The sequence below is a fragment of the Plantactinospora sonchi genome (assembly GCF_036422035.1).
Classification (GTDB): domain Bacteria; phylum Actinomycetota; class Actinomycetes; order Mycobacteriales; family Micromonosporaceae; genus Plantactinospora; species Plantactinospora sonchi.
On the sequence record NZ_JAZGQK010000035.1, the window covers coordinates 38,761 to 53,274 of the forward strand.

Consider the following 14,514-nt stretch of genomic DNA (forward strand, 5'->3'; position numbering starts at 1 on the left):
GGCCCGGTCGCCGTCCTCCCGGGGGCCGCAAAAGTTTTCTGGCAATGTTCCGTGGAGGATGTCGAGAACCGTGGGCCGGCTTCTACCTGAGGGTGAGAGCGCCGAGACGGGCGCGAAGGCGTAGGGAGCCAGAGATGAAGTACATGCTGTTGATGCAGTTCAGCGAGGCGGCGGCCGAGTTCCCGCCGATCCACACCTGGACGCCCGAGGAGATCCAGGCACACATCGCCTTCATGGGCGACGTCAACGGCAAGCTCACCGCGTCCGGCGAACTGGCCGGGGGCGAGGGCCTGGCCATGCCGGACCAGGCGAAGATCGTCCGGGCCGGGGACGGCGGCGCACCGGTGGTCACCGAGGGACCCTTCGCCGAGACGAAGGAGTGGCTCGCCGGCTACTGGATCGTCGACACCGACACCCCGGAGCGGGCGGTCGAGATCGCCGCGTACATCTCCACCGCCCCCGGGCCCGGCGGGCGTCCGCTGAACATGCCGATCGAGGTCCGTCAGGTGATGTCGGCCCCGCCGCAGGAGCACTGACCGTGACCACCACGAGGGGGGAGTGAGGCACCCGCTGGGCACTCTCGACCGGGCCGCCGAGGACCTGCTGCGTGAACTCGCGCCGCAGGTCCTCGGCGTGCTCGTCCGCCGGTTCGGCGACTTCGACATGGCCGAGGACGCGGTGCAGGAGTCGCTGCTCGCCGCGGCGACGCAGTGGCCCCGGGACGGGACGCCGGACAACCCGCGCGGTTGGCTGATCCAGGTCGCGTCCCGCCGGATGATCGAACAGGTCCGTAACGAGCAGGCCCGGCGCCGCCGGGAAGCGGTGGTCGCGCAACGCGAACCGGCGGACCGGCAGTCGGCGCCGGCGGCGGACGCACCGACGTCGACCGACCGGGACGACACCCTGCTCCTGCTCTTCCTGTGCTGCCATCCCGCGCTGTCGCCGGCCTCACGGATCGCACTGACCCTGCGGGCGGTCGGCGGACTGACCACGGCCGAGATCGCCCGGGCCTTCCTGGTGCCGGAGGCGACGATGGCGCAGCGGATCAGCCGGGCCAAGCAGCGGATCACCGCGAGCGGTGGCCGGTTCCGGATACCCGAGGGGCCGGACCGGGCGAGCGCTCTCGGCCAGGTGCTGCACGTGCTGTATCTGATCTTCAACGAGGGGCACACCAGCAGCGGCGGCACGGACCTGTACCGGATCGAGCTGTCCAGCGAGGCGATCCGGCTGACCCGGGCCGTGCACGCGCTGCTGCCCGACGACAGCGAGGTCACCGGACTGCTCGCGCTGATGCTGCTCACCGACGCCCGCCGTCCGGCCCGGATCGGCCCGGACGGAGTGCTGATCTCCCTGGCCGACCAGGACCGCAGCCGCTGGGACCGGGCCGCGATCGCCGAGGGGATCACGCTGGTCACCCGGGCGCTGCCGCGCGGGCCGCTCGGGCCGTACCAGATCCAGGCGGCGATCGCCGCGGTGCACGACGAGGCGGCGACGGCGGCGGAGACCGACTGGCCGCAGATCCTCGCCCTCTACCAGGTGCTGGAGCGGCACTCGGCCAATCCGGTGGTGTCCCTCAACCGGGTGGTGGCGGTCGCCATGGTGCACGGCCCGCTGGCCGGTCTCGCCGCCCTCGCGGAGATGGACGCCGACCCCCGGCTGGCCGGCCACCACCGGCTCGACGCCACCCGCGCCCACCTGCTGGAGATGGCCGGTGACCGGCCCGCCGCGATCGCGCACTACCGGGCGGCGGCCAGCCGGACGGCCAGCCTGCCGGAACGGCACTACCTCACGCTCCGGGCCGCCCGGCTGAGCTGAGCCGGCCGTCAGTCGCAGCCGGCTCCGGGGTTGTCCGGCACGGTGCTGGTGCCGCCGTCGACGGTCGACTCGTACCGGGAGATCGCGGCGACCTTCGCGGCGGAGTTCGACGACGTGTCGAAGTGGTAGCCCAGCCACTCCCGGGCCAGCCGGCGGGCCAGTTCCAGCCCGATCACCCGCTGCCCCATGGCCAGCACCTGGGCGTCGTTGCTGAGCACGGCGCGTTCCACCGAGAAGCTGTCGTGGGCCGTCACCGCCCGGATCCCCGGCACCTTGTTGGCCGCGATCGCCATCCCGAGGCCGGTGCCGCAGATCAGCAACGCCCGGTCCGCCCGGCCCTCCGCGACCAGCCGCGCCGCGGCGACGGCGACATGCGGGTACGCCGTGTCGTCGCCCCGGCCGACGCCGACGTCCTCGACCGAGGCCACCCGGTCGTCCGCCTCCAGGTCGGCCCGGAGGATCTCCTTGTACTGCAGGCCGGCGTCGTCGCAGCCGACGACGACACGTAGCCGGTTGTCGGTCACCTGGCCAACTCCTGTTCCGCGTCGGACCCTTCGGGGAGGTACCGGTCGAACGTCGTCGCCACGGTCCGCACGCAGAGCGCCAGCGACACCGCGCCGGGGTCCGGGGTGCCGACGCTCCGGTCGGCCAACGGTCGGGCCCGGCCCACCCGAGGGCGCAGCCCGGCGGTGTCGTCCGCCGCCCGGGTGGCCACCGCCGCCGCCTGACGCCAGGCCACCCCGACGCTGTCGCCGGCACCGGCCGCCGTCTCGAGGGCACCGTGGAACGGGACCAGGGCGTCCAGCAGGGTCTTGTCGCCGGGTTCGGCACCGCCGAGTCCCTGGATGGTCCCGACCGCCGCCCCGACCGCGTCCCGGAGGTCGGCGGTGCCGATCGGGCTCCGCTCGTCGCCCAGATGCTCGCCGGCCGACCGTAGCGCCGCGCCCCACAACACTCCCGAGGTGCCGCCGGCCCGGGCCGCCCAGGCGTCACCGGCCGCACCGAGCACCGAGGCCAACCCGTGCCCACCGTCGACCGCCAGCCGGGCCGCCTCGAGCGCGGCCGTCACCCCGCGCAGCATGCCGCGCCCGTGGTCACCGTCGCCGGCGATCGCGTCGAGCCGACCCAGCTCCGCCTCGGCCTCCGCGACCGCCGCGACAACCTCGGCCAGCGCCTCGGCGACCGCCCGACCGTACGCCCGGGATTCGGCACTGCTCAGCGGTGCTGCCGGTACGTCGTCGGCGCCGGGGTCACGGCTCCCGTCGACGTCCGTGCCGGCCGCCCGGTCACCACTCGTACGGCTGCCGGGCACCGTCGCCGCCCCGTTCCCGGCCGACCGCGCCGCCTCGGCGGAGACCTCGACCAGGTGCGGGTTCTTCCGGTACGCCGGAGTGTCGGCCGGCGCACACCAGAAACGCTCCAGCTCCTCGTCCAACCAGCAGATCGTCAGCGAGCACCCGGCCATGTCGAGGCTGGTCACCAGCTCGCCGACCTCCGGGTCCAGCACCGTCAGACCGGCCCGAGAGAGTTCCTCGGACACCGTCTTCCAGACGACGAACAACTCCTCGTACTTGGTGGCGCCGAGTCCGTTGAGGATGGCGGCGACCCGGGGACCGGCCCCGGCCGGCCGTTCGGCGAGGACGCCGCGGACGAGGATCCGGGCGAGCTCGGCGGCGGTCGGCAGGTCGTCGGAGGAGACGCCCGGCTCGCCGTGGATGCCGAGTCCGAGCCCCATCGTGCCGGCCGGCACGGTGAACAGCGGATGGTCCTGGCCGGGCAGGGTGCAGCCGGCGAACGCCACCCCGAGCGAGCGGGTCATCTCGTTGGTGGCCTGCGCCACCCGTTCGACCTCGGCCAGCGGATATCCGGCCTCGGCCGCCGCGGCGGCGGTCTTGAACACCACGAAGTCGCCGGCGATGCCCCGGCGCTTCTCCGTCTCGGTCGGCCCGGCACTCGCGATGTCGTCGGTGACCAGCACCGTGCGGGTGTCGATCCCCTCGGCGCGCAGCCGCTGCTCGGCCAGCCCGAAGTTCATCACGTCCCCGGCGTAGTTGCCGAAGAGGAAGAGCACCCCGGCGCCGTTGTCGGCGGCCCGGGCCACCTCGTACGCCTGCTGCGCCGAGGGTGAGGTGAAGATGTTGCCGACCACCGCACCGTCGGCGAAGCCGGGGCCGACCACGCCGCAGAACGCCGGATAGTGCCCGGATCCGCCGCCGACCACCACCGCGACCTTGCCGGCGCGGGTGTTCCCGGCCCGGACCACCCCGCCGGGGACACCCCGGACGTAGCGGTGGTGCAGGTCGAGGAAGCCGGCGAGCATGTCGTCGCTGAACGCGGCGGGGTCGTTGAACAGTCGGGTCATCGGTCTGCTCCTCCGCCTCGGGGGCCGGTCGACTCCGGCCCGGCTGTTCCGTCCTCCGGTGCCAGCAGCGTGACGAGCCGGGAGTCGTCCTCGGCGGCCAAACCCTGGCGCATCGCCAACGTGTAGAGCGCGGTGGCGGCGGCGGCGACCGGTGTCGGCACGCCGGCCGCCGAGGCGACCTTGCCGACGATGTGCATGTCCTTGTTGATGACGTCCAGTCGGGACCGCAGCTCGACGTCGCCAGTGTACGCGCGTGCCATCCGTGGCCCTCGATCCGCCAGCATGAACGACGCCGCCGCACCGGAACCGAGCACCTGCACCACGGTCTCCAGGTCGAGACCGAGCGCGCGGGCCAGCGCCAACGCCTCGGCCGCGGCGGCGGTGTGGATGCCGCAGAGCAGTTGGTTCACCGTCTTCATGGTCTGGCCGTCGCCGGGGTTCGTACCGACGACGTGCACGGTGGAGGCCAGCAGGTCGAGCACCCGGCGGGCGTTCGCGAGCGCCTGCTCCGTTGCCCCGACCATGATCAGCAGGTCGCCGTTGCCCGCCCGGACCGGCCCGCCGCTGACCGGCGCGTCGACCAGGTCGACATCCTTCTCCGCCAGGGTCGCCGCGACGCTACGGGCCGCCTCCGGACCGACCGTGCTGGTCAGCACGACCACCGCGCCCGGCCGCAGGGTGTGGACCGCGCCGTCGGCACCGAACAGGGCCGCGCGGAGTTGTTCCTCGTCCCGGACCGCCAGCACCGCGACGTCCGCCGTCCGGCACGCCTCGGCGGGGCTGGCGGCGCCGTGCGTACCGCCCTCGACGGCGAGGGCCCGACGCTCCGCGGAGACGTCGAAGGCCCACACCGGCAGCTCGGTGCCGAGCCGGAGCGCCATCGGCAAGCCCATCGCACCCAGTCCCAGCACGGCGACCGTGGTGGTGTCGTCGCCCTGCGCCGAGCCACTCCCGGCGACTCCACTGTGCTCGGTCGACTCCGGGTTCACCGGACCTCCTTCGGGGGCAGGATCGAGGCCAGGTAGCGGCGGTTCGTGGCCATCACACCGAGGCCGTCCCCACCGTACTGCTCCAGACAGAACGCGCCGGTGAAGCCGTACCCGATCGCGGACCGTACCGCCCGGCGGTAGTTGATCACGCCCAGTTCCATCGAGGTCGGCGTGCTCAGCACCGTACCGGTCGTACCGTCCTCGAACCGGTGGTAGTTCTTGACGTGCCAGTAGTTGGTCAGCGGCAGGCACTTGTCGAGCATCACCTCGATCGGCTCGATCGGGCGGTGCAGCCGGACCAGGTTGCCGAGGTCGGGGTTGAGTCCGACGTTCGGATGCCCGATCTCCTCGACGAGTCGGACCGCCGAGTCGGCGGTGCCGAGCAGGGTGTCCTCGTACATCTCCAGCGACAGCGCGACGCCGACCTCGGCCGCGTGCCGACCCAGCTCCCGCAGCCGGGACGCGGCCAACTGACGGGTCTCCGGCTCGTCGGCGTCGCGTGGCCCGTCCACGGTCCAGAACCACAGCACCGCGCGCTGCCGCTCGGTCAGGGGACGGTGCAGGCCGACGCTGACCACCGAGCAGCCGAGCGCCGCCGCCGCGTCGATCGCCCGGTGGCTGTACGCGAGGTTCTCCACCCCGGCCACCGGGTCGATGACGCTGCGCCGGATCACCGAGACCGCCTCGGCCCGCAGCCCGGCCGACCGGACCGCCTCGCCGAGTTCGGTCAACCGGGCCGGGGAGAGGTCGGCGACCCGGACCCACGAGTCGGTCAGGTCGACCTCGGTGAAACCCTCCGCGGCGACCTCGGCCAGGATGTCCCGCCAGGTCTGCGCCGGCGCGTCCTGCACCGGTACGCCGGGCCGCAGCTCGGCCGGGAAGGGCAGCATGGCGGCGGCCAGCGCCCAGCCGGAGTCACCCGTCGACACGGTGCCTCCCCGGCTCGTCGCGCAGCAGCTCGGCCAGCGGCCCGCGTCGGACACACCGGTCGAAGGCGAACGAGTCGGCGAGCGCCTCGGCCTGCTCCGGGGTCAGCCCCTCGAAACAGCGGGCGAAGTCACCGACCATCGGCTCGGCGAGCAGGATGTGCCGGACCAGACCCCGGACCCAGCCGTGCTGCCCCCACGGGTACGGCTGGAAGTCCGGGAACTCCTCCGCAAAGAGCCGCTCGATCGGCTCCATGACGTGTCGTACCCCGGTGTCCAGCGAGCCCCAGGAGTCGACCCCGAGTCGCGCCTTCTTCTCCAGCACCGGGGCGATCCGCCGCAGGTACGGGCCGTCCGGGTCGGCGTACACCAGCCCCTGCAACCCGATGTCCTTGTACGTCCAGAGCGCCCAGCTCGCCCCGTGCTCGGCGTAGATCTCCAGCTGGTCGGCGAGGAGTTGCCGCCGCTGCGTGTCCCGCTCCGGGTCACCGGTGTAGACCGGCCCGAACTCGCCGACCCAGATCGGCGTACCGGTCTGACGCATGTACGCGGTCCGGGCCAGGAAGGTCCGTTCCAGAACGTCCCGGTCGACGTACTCACCCCGGCTGGTCCCGGGGTACGGGCCACCGTCGACGAAGCCGGGCAGGGTGTAGTCGTGCGCGGTGTAGACGGTGTTCGGCAGCGGGTCGCCGAGCTGGTCGAACTGGGTCGAGTAGCGGTTGCCGTCGAGGAAGAGCACGTGTCGGGGGTCGACGGCCCGGATCGCCGCCTCCAACCGGCGGTAGAACGGGCCGATGGCCTCGCCGACCGCGTCGGCCGGTTCGTTGACCGGGTTGTAGCCGGCCACCCACGGGTTGTCCCTGTACCGGTCGGCCAGCGCCTCCCACAGGTGCACGACCCGGTCCTGGAAGTGCCGGTGGGTCCAGAAGTGCGCCCAGTGCGTGGGGTTGTCGCTGTGCCAGTGCTGGTTCTGGTAGCCGGGCACCGCGTGCAGGTCGAGGATGGTGTGGATGCCGTGCCGGGCACAGGCGTCGACCACCTGGTCCAGCCGGCGGAACCCTTCCTCCTTCAGCTCGAACGGCCGGTCGTCGTCCTCGAAGTGCCGGTAGTTGAACGGGACCCGGACCGAGTTCAGCCCGAGCGAGGCGAGGTAACCGGCGTCGGCGTCGGCGAAGAAGACGGTCAGGAACCGGTCGAAGAACCGTTCGTACCCCTCCGGCCCGAGCGTCGCCCGCAGCGCCCGCCGCTGCTGCGACTCGGTGCCCGGATAGCCGGTGATGAAGTTCTCCATGTTCATCCAGCCGCCGAGCCCCACGCCGCGCAGCACCACGGTGCTGCCGTCGCCGGTCGCCAGCCGGGTTCCGTCCACCCGGACGAACGCGTCGTCCGGCCGGCTGGAGTTGTCGTTCCGGCCGGGATCCTCGACGTGCGGGGAGTCCGTCCGGTGGGGGTTGTCGTCAGCCATGCCGCTCCTCAGGGTCGCCAGCCAGCAGGTCGGTGCCGCCCGCCCGGTCGGCCAGCCGGCCACAGCCGGCCGTGTCCCGTTCTCCGTCGGCGACCACCACGTCGTAGCGCAGTCGCAGTTCCGCGCCGGGCGCGAGCGGGTACTCGCGGTCGAAGAAGGGGGCCGGGCCGAGGCAGGCGTAGGGCCCGGTACGGACGAACCAGCGGGTCGTCTCGGTGCCCAGGTTCGTCGGGTGGTGCCGGAAGACCAGGGTGGAGGCGAGCGCGCCGGGCGGCCCGTAGCCGTCGTGCTGGCCGACAAAACCGAGCCACCGACCGCGCCAACCCATCAACTCGTCCGCCCCGACCCGGTCCTCGGTCACCACCCGCCCGCCGATGAACGAGCGGGGGCCGTGCCAGAGCATTCCGCCGTAGCCGGCGTTCTCCCGACCCTGGGTGGTCGGGCTGCCGATCGTGATCACCTCGTTGGTCTCGTTGCGCAGCACCGTGGAGAACTGCAGCAGCCAGGCACTGAGGTTGGCCCACACGGCCACCGCGAGACGCCGCCGTTCGGAGGCCACCGGCTGACCGTGCGCGGCGACCCACCGCAGCCGCTCGGTCAGGCGTACGGCGTCGGCGTCCCGGCGCAGCACCGGGAAGTCGTGGTGCTCGACCCGCCCGATGTTGTCCAGCGACCGGTAGCCCTGCCCCCGGACGTACGTGCCGCCGCCCCAGAAGTTGTACGGCCCGAAGTTCGAGATGCCGAAGCAGAGTCCCTTGTGCCACCGGTGGTCGTGCGGCCGGTACAGGCTGACCTCGTTGCCGGCCAGGGTCCGCAGCGGGTGCAGGTACGGGCGCGGTGACTCCTCCGCCGGTTCCTCCGGGGTGTAGACGTACCGGAACAGTTCGGCGCCGTGCCAGCCGACCCGTACCGACCGGCCCACGTCGTGGTTGACGGTCAGTCCGCTGCCGTGGCCACCCGATCGGGCGGGCCCGGCCGGCGCCCCGCCGGGCAGCGGGGCCGGGGCGGGGGCCGGTGCCGGTACGGCGGGGGCGGGGATGTTCACCATCGGGGTCCGTTGCCTTCCATCTTGCGGTAGAACGGTGAATCAGCGGCCAGGTCGGCCGCGCGGACGGCGGAACGGGTGAACGCGGAGGCGTACACACCGGCGACGAGCCCCATGGTCCGTCGACTCTCCGCCGAGTTGACCGGTGGCGGCGTACCCGCCCGCAGCGCCCGGACCACCTCGGCGAACTGGGCCCGGTGCGCGCTGCGTACCCCGGACGGGCCGGTCCGCCAGGCGGCCAGCACCTCGCCGGCGTGCTCCGGGGTGGGGGTGATCCGCCAGTCGTCGTCGCCGTACCCGTAGAGGTGGGTGACCTCGACGGTGGCCCGCTCGAAGTCGAAGCGCAGGTAGCTCTCCTCCCGGACCGAGACCAGGCTGTTCACCACGCTGGCCACCGCACCGTTGGCGAAGCTGACGTGCGCCATGCTGACGTCCTCGGTCTCCATCCGGCGGGCCTGCTGCCGGGCGATCGCGGAGACCTCGGTCCAGTCGCCGAGGATCGCGCAGAGCAGGTCCATCTGGTGGATGCCGTGTCCCATCGTCGGCCCGCCGCCCTCGGTGTCCCAGCGGCCCCGCCACTCCACGTCGAAGTACGCCTGGTTGCGGAACCAGGTGGTGTGACAGACCGCGACCAGCGGGCGGCCGAGCACCCCGGAGTCGAGCAGGGCACGCAGCCGCAGCGCCCCGGTACCGAACCGGTGCTGGAAGACGGTCGCCACCGAGGCGCCGGATTTCCGCTCGGCCTCGACCAGCTCGTCCAGTTCGGCCAGGCTCAGCGTCGGCGGCTTCTCCACCAGGACGTTGCTGCCGGCGGTGAGGCAGGCCAGGGCGAGCGGGTGGTGCGAGCCGGGTGGGGTGCAGAGGTGCACCAGGTCGGGGCGGTCCTTCTCCAGCAGGCTGGTCAGGTCGGAGTGCCGCGCCGGTACGTCGTACCGGTCGGCGAACGCGGCGAGTCGGTCGGCGTCGACGTCGACGGCGCCGATCAGGCGTACGTCGTCGCCGAGCTGCCGCAGCGAGTCGGCGTGGATGCGGGCGATGTTTCCGGTGCCGACGACGGCGACGCGGAGGGGGTCCACGGGACAGCTCCTCATCAGGGGATCAACGGTGAGTCGGCCGGCGGTCAGTCGGGCCCGGCGCGCAGCGGGTCGTAGGCGTGCAGGAATCCGCACATGCCGAACGTCGTCTGATCCGGTCGGGCGATCCGGCTGACGGTCGCGTCGGCCAGGTGCCGGTGGTCGCCGCGGCGGAGCGCCTCGATCTGCTCCCCGGTCTGCCGGCTGACCTCGACCGGACCCTCGGTCCAGCGTCGCGACCAGATGTCGAGCTGGGGCCGGACCAGGGCGGCCGCCGCCGCGTAGAAGGCGTCGAGCGGCCCGGTGTCCCCGGCCTCGGCGTGTCGGCGCAGTTCCGCGAAGCCCTCGACCGCCAGGTCCCGCCGGGCCCGGGCCCGGTCGGCTGACGGTTCGCCGGACCCGTCGGTCAGCGACACCGCCCGCCGGTACGTCCGCTCGTCGACGAGGTGTTCGGGGGGCAGGGTGAGGACCGCGTCCCCGGCCTCCGGCAGGCCACCGTTCTGCATCACGACCACCACCCGCAGGTCGCCGTCGTTCACCGCCCGGTGGATGGTGCCGGGGGTGAACCAGACGACGTCTCCGGGAGCGAGCGGCGACTCGGTGAAGCCGCCGGAGGTCAGGGTCTGCAGCCGGCCCCGGCCGCCGACCACGACGTAGCACTCGGTGCAGCAGAGGTGGACGTGTGGCGAGCCACCGTGCAGCCCGTCCTCGGTCTGCCACGGATAGACCCGCAGCCCGGTGAGGCCGACCGCCCCCGGAAACGGCGGTACCGCCCCGCCCGGCCGGCCGCCGGGCGGCATGGCTTCGTCGGTCATGGCTGGTGCTCCGCGGCGAAGGACTCGATCTCGGGCCGGTCCCACGCCCGGTCGGCGATCACCACCCGGTGCCGCAGCCGCAGCGTCTCGTCGGGGGCGAGCGGGATCTCCTGGTCGAACGCGGGCGACGGGTTGATCGCCGGGAACGGCGTGTTCCGGACGAACCACTTCAGCGGCACCGAACCGCTGGAGCTGCCCGCGAAGACCAGGATGGTGCCGCTGCCGTCGACCTCGTCGTGCTCCCCGGTGTACGCCAGCCAGGGCGACACCGTGCCCATGCTCTCCGGGTCACCGCCGCCGTCCGGGGTGATGATCTGCCCGCCGGCCCAGCCGCGCGGACCGCGCCAGAAGAAGCCGGTGTAGCCGGCGTTCGGTCGGCCGTGGGTGGTCGGGCTGCCGATGGACAGGTCCGCACCCCGGATGTTGCGCAGTTCGGTGCCGAAGTCGAGCATCCAACTGCCGCGTGCCCGGTCGACGCCGTGGATCCGCAGCTCACGACGTTCCGCGACCCAGTGTTCGCCGGCCGAGGTGATCCAGGTGAGGGTCTCGCGCAGAGTCAGCTCGGTCGGGGTGACGTTAACCAGCTCGAAGGAGTCGTGCCGCATCCGTCCGATGTTGTCGAGCCGGGTGTAGCCCCGGTCACGGACGTACGAGTGTCCACCCCAGAAGTTCTGCCCGGAGAGGTGCGAGACCGTCATCTGGATGCCCTTGTGCCACCGGTGGTCGTTCGGCCGGTACGCCGACACCAGCGCGCCGCCCAGGGTTCGCAACGGGTGCAGGTACGGCTTCGGGGACTCGTACGGGTCGATCCGGCTGTCGTCGTAGACGTAGGTGGCGATCTCCACCCCGGCGACGTCGACCACGATCCGGTGTCCGTGTTCGTGGGTGACGGTCAGGGTGCCGGCCGGATCGGTCGTACCGCCTGCGGAGATCATGAGCTCGGGGTGCCTTTCACTCGGCTGGATGCCGCGATCCAGCCGGTGCCGGCCGGGGTTCGTCGCGGCCCGGTCGCCGCCGACCGGTGTCTATAGTGGACGGCCAAGGTGAGGAGTTAACGGTAACCGCTTTCCCGAGCTAACCCGGTTCCGGTCGCCACGTCAAGATCCAAACCGGTTCAGGTCGGATCGCGGAGTGTCACCCGAGGTCGAGTTTCCTGCTGCTCAGCGTTGGGCAACCCGCGCTGACCTGCTCGAACGTGCGAGACAACTGGTCTGTGGGCCGGGTCGGCCGATCTCGGGCCGGGCACCTGAATGTTTCGGTCTGTGGCCGAAACTTTCGGCCAGCGGAGACCCTGGTGGAGTCCAGTCACATCCTGTCCGACAGCCGTCCGACCGGCCCGGTCCGGGTGTACGGGTCAGTGCGGAACTGTTCCGGACGAGCCGGGGCATTGTTCTCCGCATTCGCCGACTGGTGCAATCGCTCAACGGACGCGACCAGTCCGGCGACGGGTCCGACCGGCTGCGAAGCCGCGCCGCCCTTCCGACGTACCGCTGATGGAGGAGTGCCCATGCGTATCGGCCGTGCCCTGCTCACCCTGGCCACCGCCGCCACCGCCACCGTTGTCGCCGCGGTGACGTTCGCCGCACCCGCTCACGCCGACTCGTACACGATGTACACCCGGGACGCGGCGCCGCGCGGCGGCTACGTCACGTACGACACGGCGGCCAACTACGTGGAACTGTGCGATGTGGATCCCGACGGGTTCCGGGTCATGCTGCGGGTCACCGACGCGACCACCGGCCAGTACAAGTACTCCCTCCAAGCGTCCGGCACCGGGAACTGCGAGTACGTCACGGATGGCCTCGGTCACCCCTACGACCTCGCCGACGGGCACTACATCACCTTCGAGATCTGGCTCTACAGCGCGGACGACGGACGGACCGCCGGCCGCAACAGCGCGACCTGGTACAACTGCGAGCCGCCCAGCATCTGCGTGTAGCGAGGCCCGGTCCCGGCTCGGGCCGCCGGCAGCTACGGCGGCCCGGCTCCGGACCGGCCTCCCGCTCCGGTTCGCCACGGCGACCTCCCCGCCACCCGGCCGGTGTCAGCTCTCCGTCACCGGGCCGGTGTCAACCGGCTCGAGGCCGGGCACGGACAGCGCACAGACCGTCCCGACCGGCGGAAACACGGCGTCCGCCAACTCCCACGGCTCCTCGCCGTCCGGTTGGACGCGCTGGCCGGGCCGGACCCGGGCCACCAGGGCGGCGGCACGATCCGGATCTGCTGGTCGGGTTCTGGAGCAGGTCGGCCACCGGGGCGTCCGCGTAGACCAGTAGCGCCGACTTCGCCCCCATGTGAGCCCCCTGGTGTGCCGGCGCTCGTCAATACCCGACGGTCAGCGCCAGCCCGGCACGGAAGAGCGCCACCTGGTCGACCGCCCTGCTCCCGTCGTCGCCGGTCAGCTCGTCCAGCAGATCCCGGGGCGGTGCCACACCGTAACCGGTCAGGTAGTAGCCGAGTGCCTCCGGCCACACCCGACGCCCGTCGGTGCGGTGGCCGCCCGGCACCACCGTGCCGCGTCCCGGCTCGACAAGGTCGGGCAGAGGGTCGAACCGGCCGGGCACCGGCACGCCGGCCGCCAACCGGTCCGCGAGCGCCGGACGGTCCTCCACCGGTACGCGCGCCGCCTCGGCCCGGACGAGGGCGGTCAACTGCTCCCCGGTCAGCGCCAGCCGGACCCGGCCGTTGTCGGAGGCCATCAGCAGCGCGGCGCCCGCCAACGCCGCCCGGTGGTACCCGCCGAGCGGTTCGCCGGTCCAGAAGGACTCGACCTGGGGCGCCCGTTCGCCCTGATCCGTCAGCTCCTTCTGCAGCTCGTACGTGACCTCCCAGGCCGGCACGGCGGAATCGAGTTCCACCAGATAGACCCGCCGCCCCGGATCGGTTCCGTCCACCGGCAGCCGCCAGGTCCGCCAGACTCCCCGTACGCCCTCCTCGATGCTCAGGTAGTCCACCGCGCGGACGTCGACCTGGTCCGTCAGCTCCCGGGCGAGGTCCTCGAGGTACGCGAGATCGGTGGGGAGGTCGGTCAGGGGCAGTTCAGCCTCACCATTGGTCAGGTCGAGCCGCTCTGGTATCCGGTCCGCCGCCCGCGCGGCCACCTCCGGCGGCACCGGCAGGAAACGGAACGGGCCCGGGGCTGGCGGCTGCTCGGCGACCGGCACCCGGTCGAACAGCTGCGGCTCGTCGCCCGGGACGTCCAGCAGGATCAGGATGCGGTCCAGCAGTTCCTTGTCCGCCGGTGTGACCGGCACGGCGTACTGCACGGTGGCGACCGACACCGCGTCCGGCAGGTAGCGGAGGTCACCGGTCCCGAGCAGCGCGCGCAGCGCCGGCAGCATCTCGTCGGGCAGCCGACCCGCCAGGCGCAGCAGCATGCGGTGCACCTCGGCCAGGAGCCGTTCGCCCGCGTTCCAGCCGAACTCGTCACTCACCGTCGGCCGCCGTTTCGCGCACCGCGGTCTCGGTAATCGCCACAAGATCCGTCCACCGTCGGAATCATGCCGAATAGCCGCCTCTCCGGGGCCAGCGGCCCTCGTTGTGGTGGAACCGCCTGATCTTTCGGAACACCGCCGCCCAGGCCATGTCCCGCCGTCCGTCGGTCGGCGTCCCCTCGCCCGTCGCTTTCTCGATCACCAGGCGACGGTCCAGGGTCGGGTACCCGAAGGCGTACTCCACCTCCCGGCCGTCCTCCCGGACCAGTTCGAAGTCCACCAGGATCGCCACCCGTACCCCTCCTCTCCTGTCGCCGAGCGGTTCATCGAGGGCCTTCCGCACCGGTTCGCCACCGCCACCACCCCTCGTTCAGCAACCACTCGCCGGGCACCGTACGCCGCACCACCGCGATCCCGTCCGCCGGCTGTCGCCTCTGGTCGTTCCGCACACACAGGAGCGGTCGCGTGCCCGATGCGGCATCGGCCGGCGCGGCGGACGCAGACCTGACCGACCCCGACCCTTCAGCCGCCGTACCCGTCGACGCCGAGCACAGCGCCGGTGGCGGCGGGGTCAGCGAAGTTGAGTGAGC

The 14,514-nt window shown here is 72.4% G+C and carries 16 protein-coding genes; 4 read left to right on the forward strand and 12 right to left on the reverse strand.

Annotation, left to right across the window (positions count from 1 at the left end):
- Positions 1–134: 134 nt before the first annotated feature.
- Positions 135–536 (forward strand): YciI family protein, encoded by a 402-nt coding sequence (locus V1633_RS32320; protein ID WP_331218115.1) that lies wholly within the window; start codon positions 135–137, stop codon positions 534–536.
- A gap of 22 nt (positions 537–558) precedes the next feature.
- On the forward strand, positions 559–1,815 hold the full coding sequence (locus V1633_RS32325) for an RNA polymerase sigma factor (RefSeq protein ID WP_331218116.1): 1,257 nt from the start codon (positions 559–561) through the stop codon (positions 1,813–1,815).
- An 8-nt stretch (positions 1,816–1,823) separates the two neighbouring features.
- On the opposite strand, the gene V1633_RS32330 is transcribed toward V1633_RS32325, so the two are convergent.
- From V1633_RS32330 to V1633_RS32370, 9 genes are read right to left on the reverse strand one after another with little or no spacing between them, the layout of a single operon-like run.
- Positions 1,824–2,339 carry a ribose-5-phosphate isomerase gene (locus V1633_RS32330; protein ID WP_331218117.1) on the reverse strand — a complete coding sequence of 172 codons (516 nt, stop codon included), beginning with the start codon at positions 2,337–2,339 and terminating at the stop codon, positions 1,824–1,826.
- The gene (locus V1633_RS32335; RefSeq protein ID WP_331218118.1) at positions 2,336–4,177 is read right to left on the reverse strand and encodes a dihydroxyacetone kinase family protein; all 1,842 of its coding nucleotides are present in this window, start codon (positions 4,175–4,177) and stop codon (positions 2,336–2,338) included. Before V1633_RS32335 ends, V1633_RS32330 begins: the two co-directional genes overlap by 4 nt.
- Positions 4,174–5,166, reverse strand: coding sequence for an NAD(P)-dependent oxidoreductase (locus V1633_RS32340; protein ID WP_331218119.1), 993 nt, complete (start codon positions 5,164–5,166; stop codon positions 4,174–4,176). Before V1633_RS32340 ends, V1633_RS32335 begins: the two co-directional genes overlap by 4 nt.
- Positions 5,163–6,095: a sugar phosphate isomerase/epimerase family protein gene (locus tag V1633_RS32345; RefSeq protein WP_331218120.1), complete on the reverse strand. Its 933-nt coding sequence runs from the start codon at positions 6,093–6,095 to the stop codon at positions 5,163–5,165. Before V1633_RS32345 ends, V1633_RS32340 begins: the two co-directional genes overlap by 4 nt.
- Positions 6,082–7,557, reverse strand: coding sequence for a glycoside hydrolase family 5 protein (locus V1633_RS32350; protein ID WP_331218121.1), 1,476 nt, complete (start codon positions 7,555–7,557; stop codon positions 6,082–6,084). Before V1633_RS32350 ends, V1633_RS32345 begins: the two co-directional genes overlap by 14 nt.
- On the reverse strand, positions 7,550–8,605 hold the full coding sequence (locus V1633_RS32355) for a DUF6807 domain-containing protein (protein WP_331218122.1): 1,056 nt from the start codon (positions 8,603–8,605) through the stop codon (positions 7,550–7,552). Before V1633_RS32355 ends, V1633_RS32350 begins: the two co-directional genes overlap by 8 nt.
- Positions 8,599–9,678: a Gfo/Idh/MocA family protein gene (locus tag V1633_RS32360; protein ID WP_331218123.1), complete on the reverse strand. Its 1,080-nt coding sequence runs from the start codon at positions 9,676–9,678 to the stop codon at positions 8,599–8,601. The genes V1633_RS32355 and V1633_RS32360 overlap by 7 nt, the downstream gene beginning before the upstream one ends.
- Positions 9,679–9,722: 44 nt before the next feature.
- The gene (locus V1633_RS32365; RefSeq protein ID WP_331218124.1) at positions 9,723–10,490 is read right to left on the reverse strand and encodes a cupin domain-containing protein; all 768 of its coding nucleotides are present in this window, start codon (positions 10,488–10,490) and stop codon (positions 9,723–9,725) included.
- Positions 10,487–11,425, reverse strand: a complete 939-nt coding sequence (locus V1633_RS32370) for a DUF6807 domain-containing protein (RefSeq protein ID WP_331218125.1) — start codon at positions 11,423–11,425, stop codon at positions 10,487–10,489. Before V1633_RS32370 ends, V1633_RS32365 begins: the two co-directional genes overlap by 4 nt.
- A 572-nt stretch (positions 11,426–11,997) precedes the next feature.
- Here V1633_RS32370 and V1633_RS32375 point away from each other — a divergent pair.
- Complete coding sequence (locus V1633_RS32375) at positions 11,998–12,429, forward strand: hypothetical protein (RefSeq protein ID WP_331218126.1); 432 nt, start codon at positions 11,998–12,000, stop codon at positions 12,427–12,429.
- 105 nt (positions 12,430–12,534) lie between these two features.
- On the opposite strand, the gene V1633_RS37090 is transcribed toward V1633_RS32375, so the two are convergent.
- The 3 genes from V1633_RS37090 to V1633_RS32385 form a co-directional block, all read right to left on the reverse strand.
- On the reverse strand, positions 12,535–12,816 hold the full coding sequence (locus V1633_RS37090) for a DUF6928 family protein (RefSeq protein ID WP_407952144.1): 282 nt from the start codon (positions 12,814–12,816) through the stop codon (positions 12,535–12,537).
- Positions 12,812–13,924, reverse strand: a complete 1,113-nt coding sequence (locus V1633_RS32380) for a hypothetical protein (protein WP_331218127.1) — start codon at positions 13,922–13,924, stop codon at positions 12,812–12,814. The genes V1633_RS37090 and V1633_RS32380 overlap by 5 nt, the downstream gene beginning before the upstream one ends.
- 64 nt (positions 13,925–13,988) lie before the next feature.
- Positions 13,989–14,216, reverse strand: coding sequence for a hypothetical protein (locus V1633_RS32385; RefSeq protein WP_331218128.1), 228 nt, complete (start codon positions 14,214–14,216; stop codon positions 13,989–13,991).
- Between the two features lie 173 nt (positions 14,217–14,389).
- Here V1633_RS32385 and V1633_RS32390 point away from each other — a divergent pair, with 173 nt between their 5' ends.
- Positions 14,390–14,512 carry a hypothetical protein gene (locus tag V1633_RS32390; RefSeq protein ID WP_331218129.1) on the forward strand — a complete coding sequence of 41 codons (123 nt, stop codon included), beginning with the start codon at positions 14,390–14,392 and terminating at the stop codon, positions 14,510–14,512.
- Positions 14,513–14,514 lie beyond the last annotated feature (2 nt).

Coding starts and splice junctions, on each gene's coding strand:
- V1633_RS32320 (WP_331218115.1), top strand. CDS start 135: ATGAAGTACATGCTGTTGATGCAGTTCAGCGAGGCGGCGGCCGAGTTC.
- V1633_RS32335 (WP_331218118.1), bottom strand. CDS start 4,177: ATGACCCGACTGTTCAACGACCCCGCCGCGTTCAGCGACGACATGCTC.
- V1633_RS32350 (WP_331218121.1), bottom strand. CDS start 7,557: ATGGCTGACGACAACCCCCACCGGACGGACTCCCCGCACGTCGAGGAT.
- V1633_RS32355 (WP_331218122.1), bottom strand. CDS start 8,605: ATGGTGAACATCCCCGCCCCCGCCGTACCGGCACCGGCCCCCGCCCCG.
- V1633_RS32365 (WP_331218124.1), bottom strand. CDS start 10,490: ATGACCGACGAAGCCATGCCGCCCGGCGGCCGGCCGGGCGGGGCGGTA.
- V1633_RS32370 (WP_331218125.1), bottom strand. CDS start 11,425: ATGATCTCCGCAGGCGGTACGACCGATCCGGCCGGCACCCTGACCGTC.
- V1633_RS32375 (WP_331218126.1), top strand. CDS start 11,998: ATGCGTATCGGCCGTGCCCTGCTCACCCTGGCCACCGCCGCCACCGCC.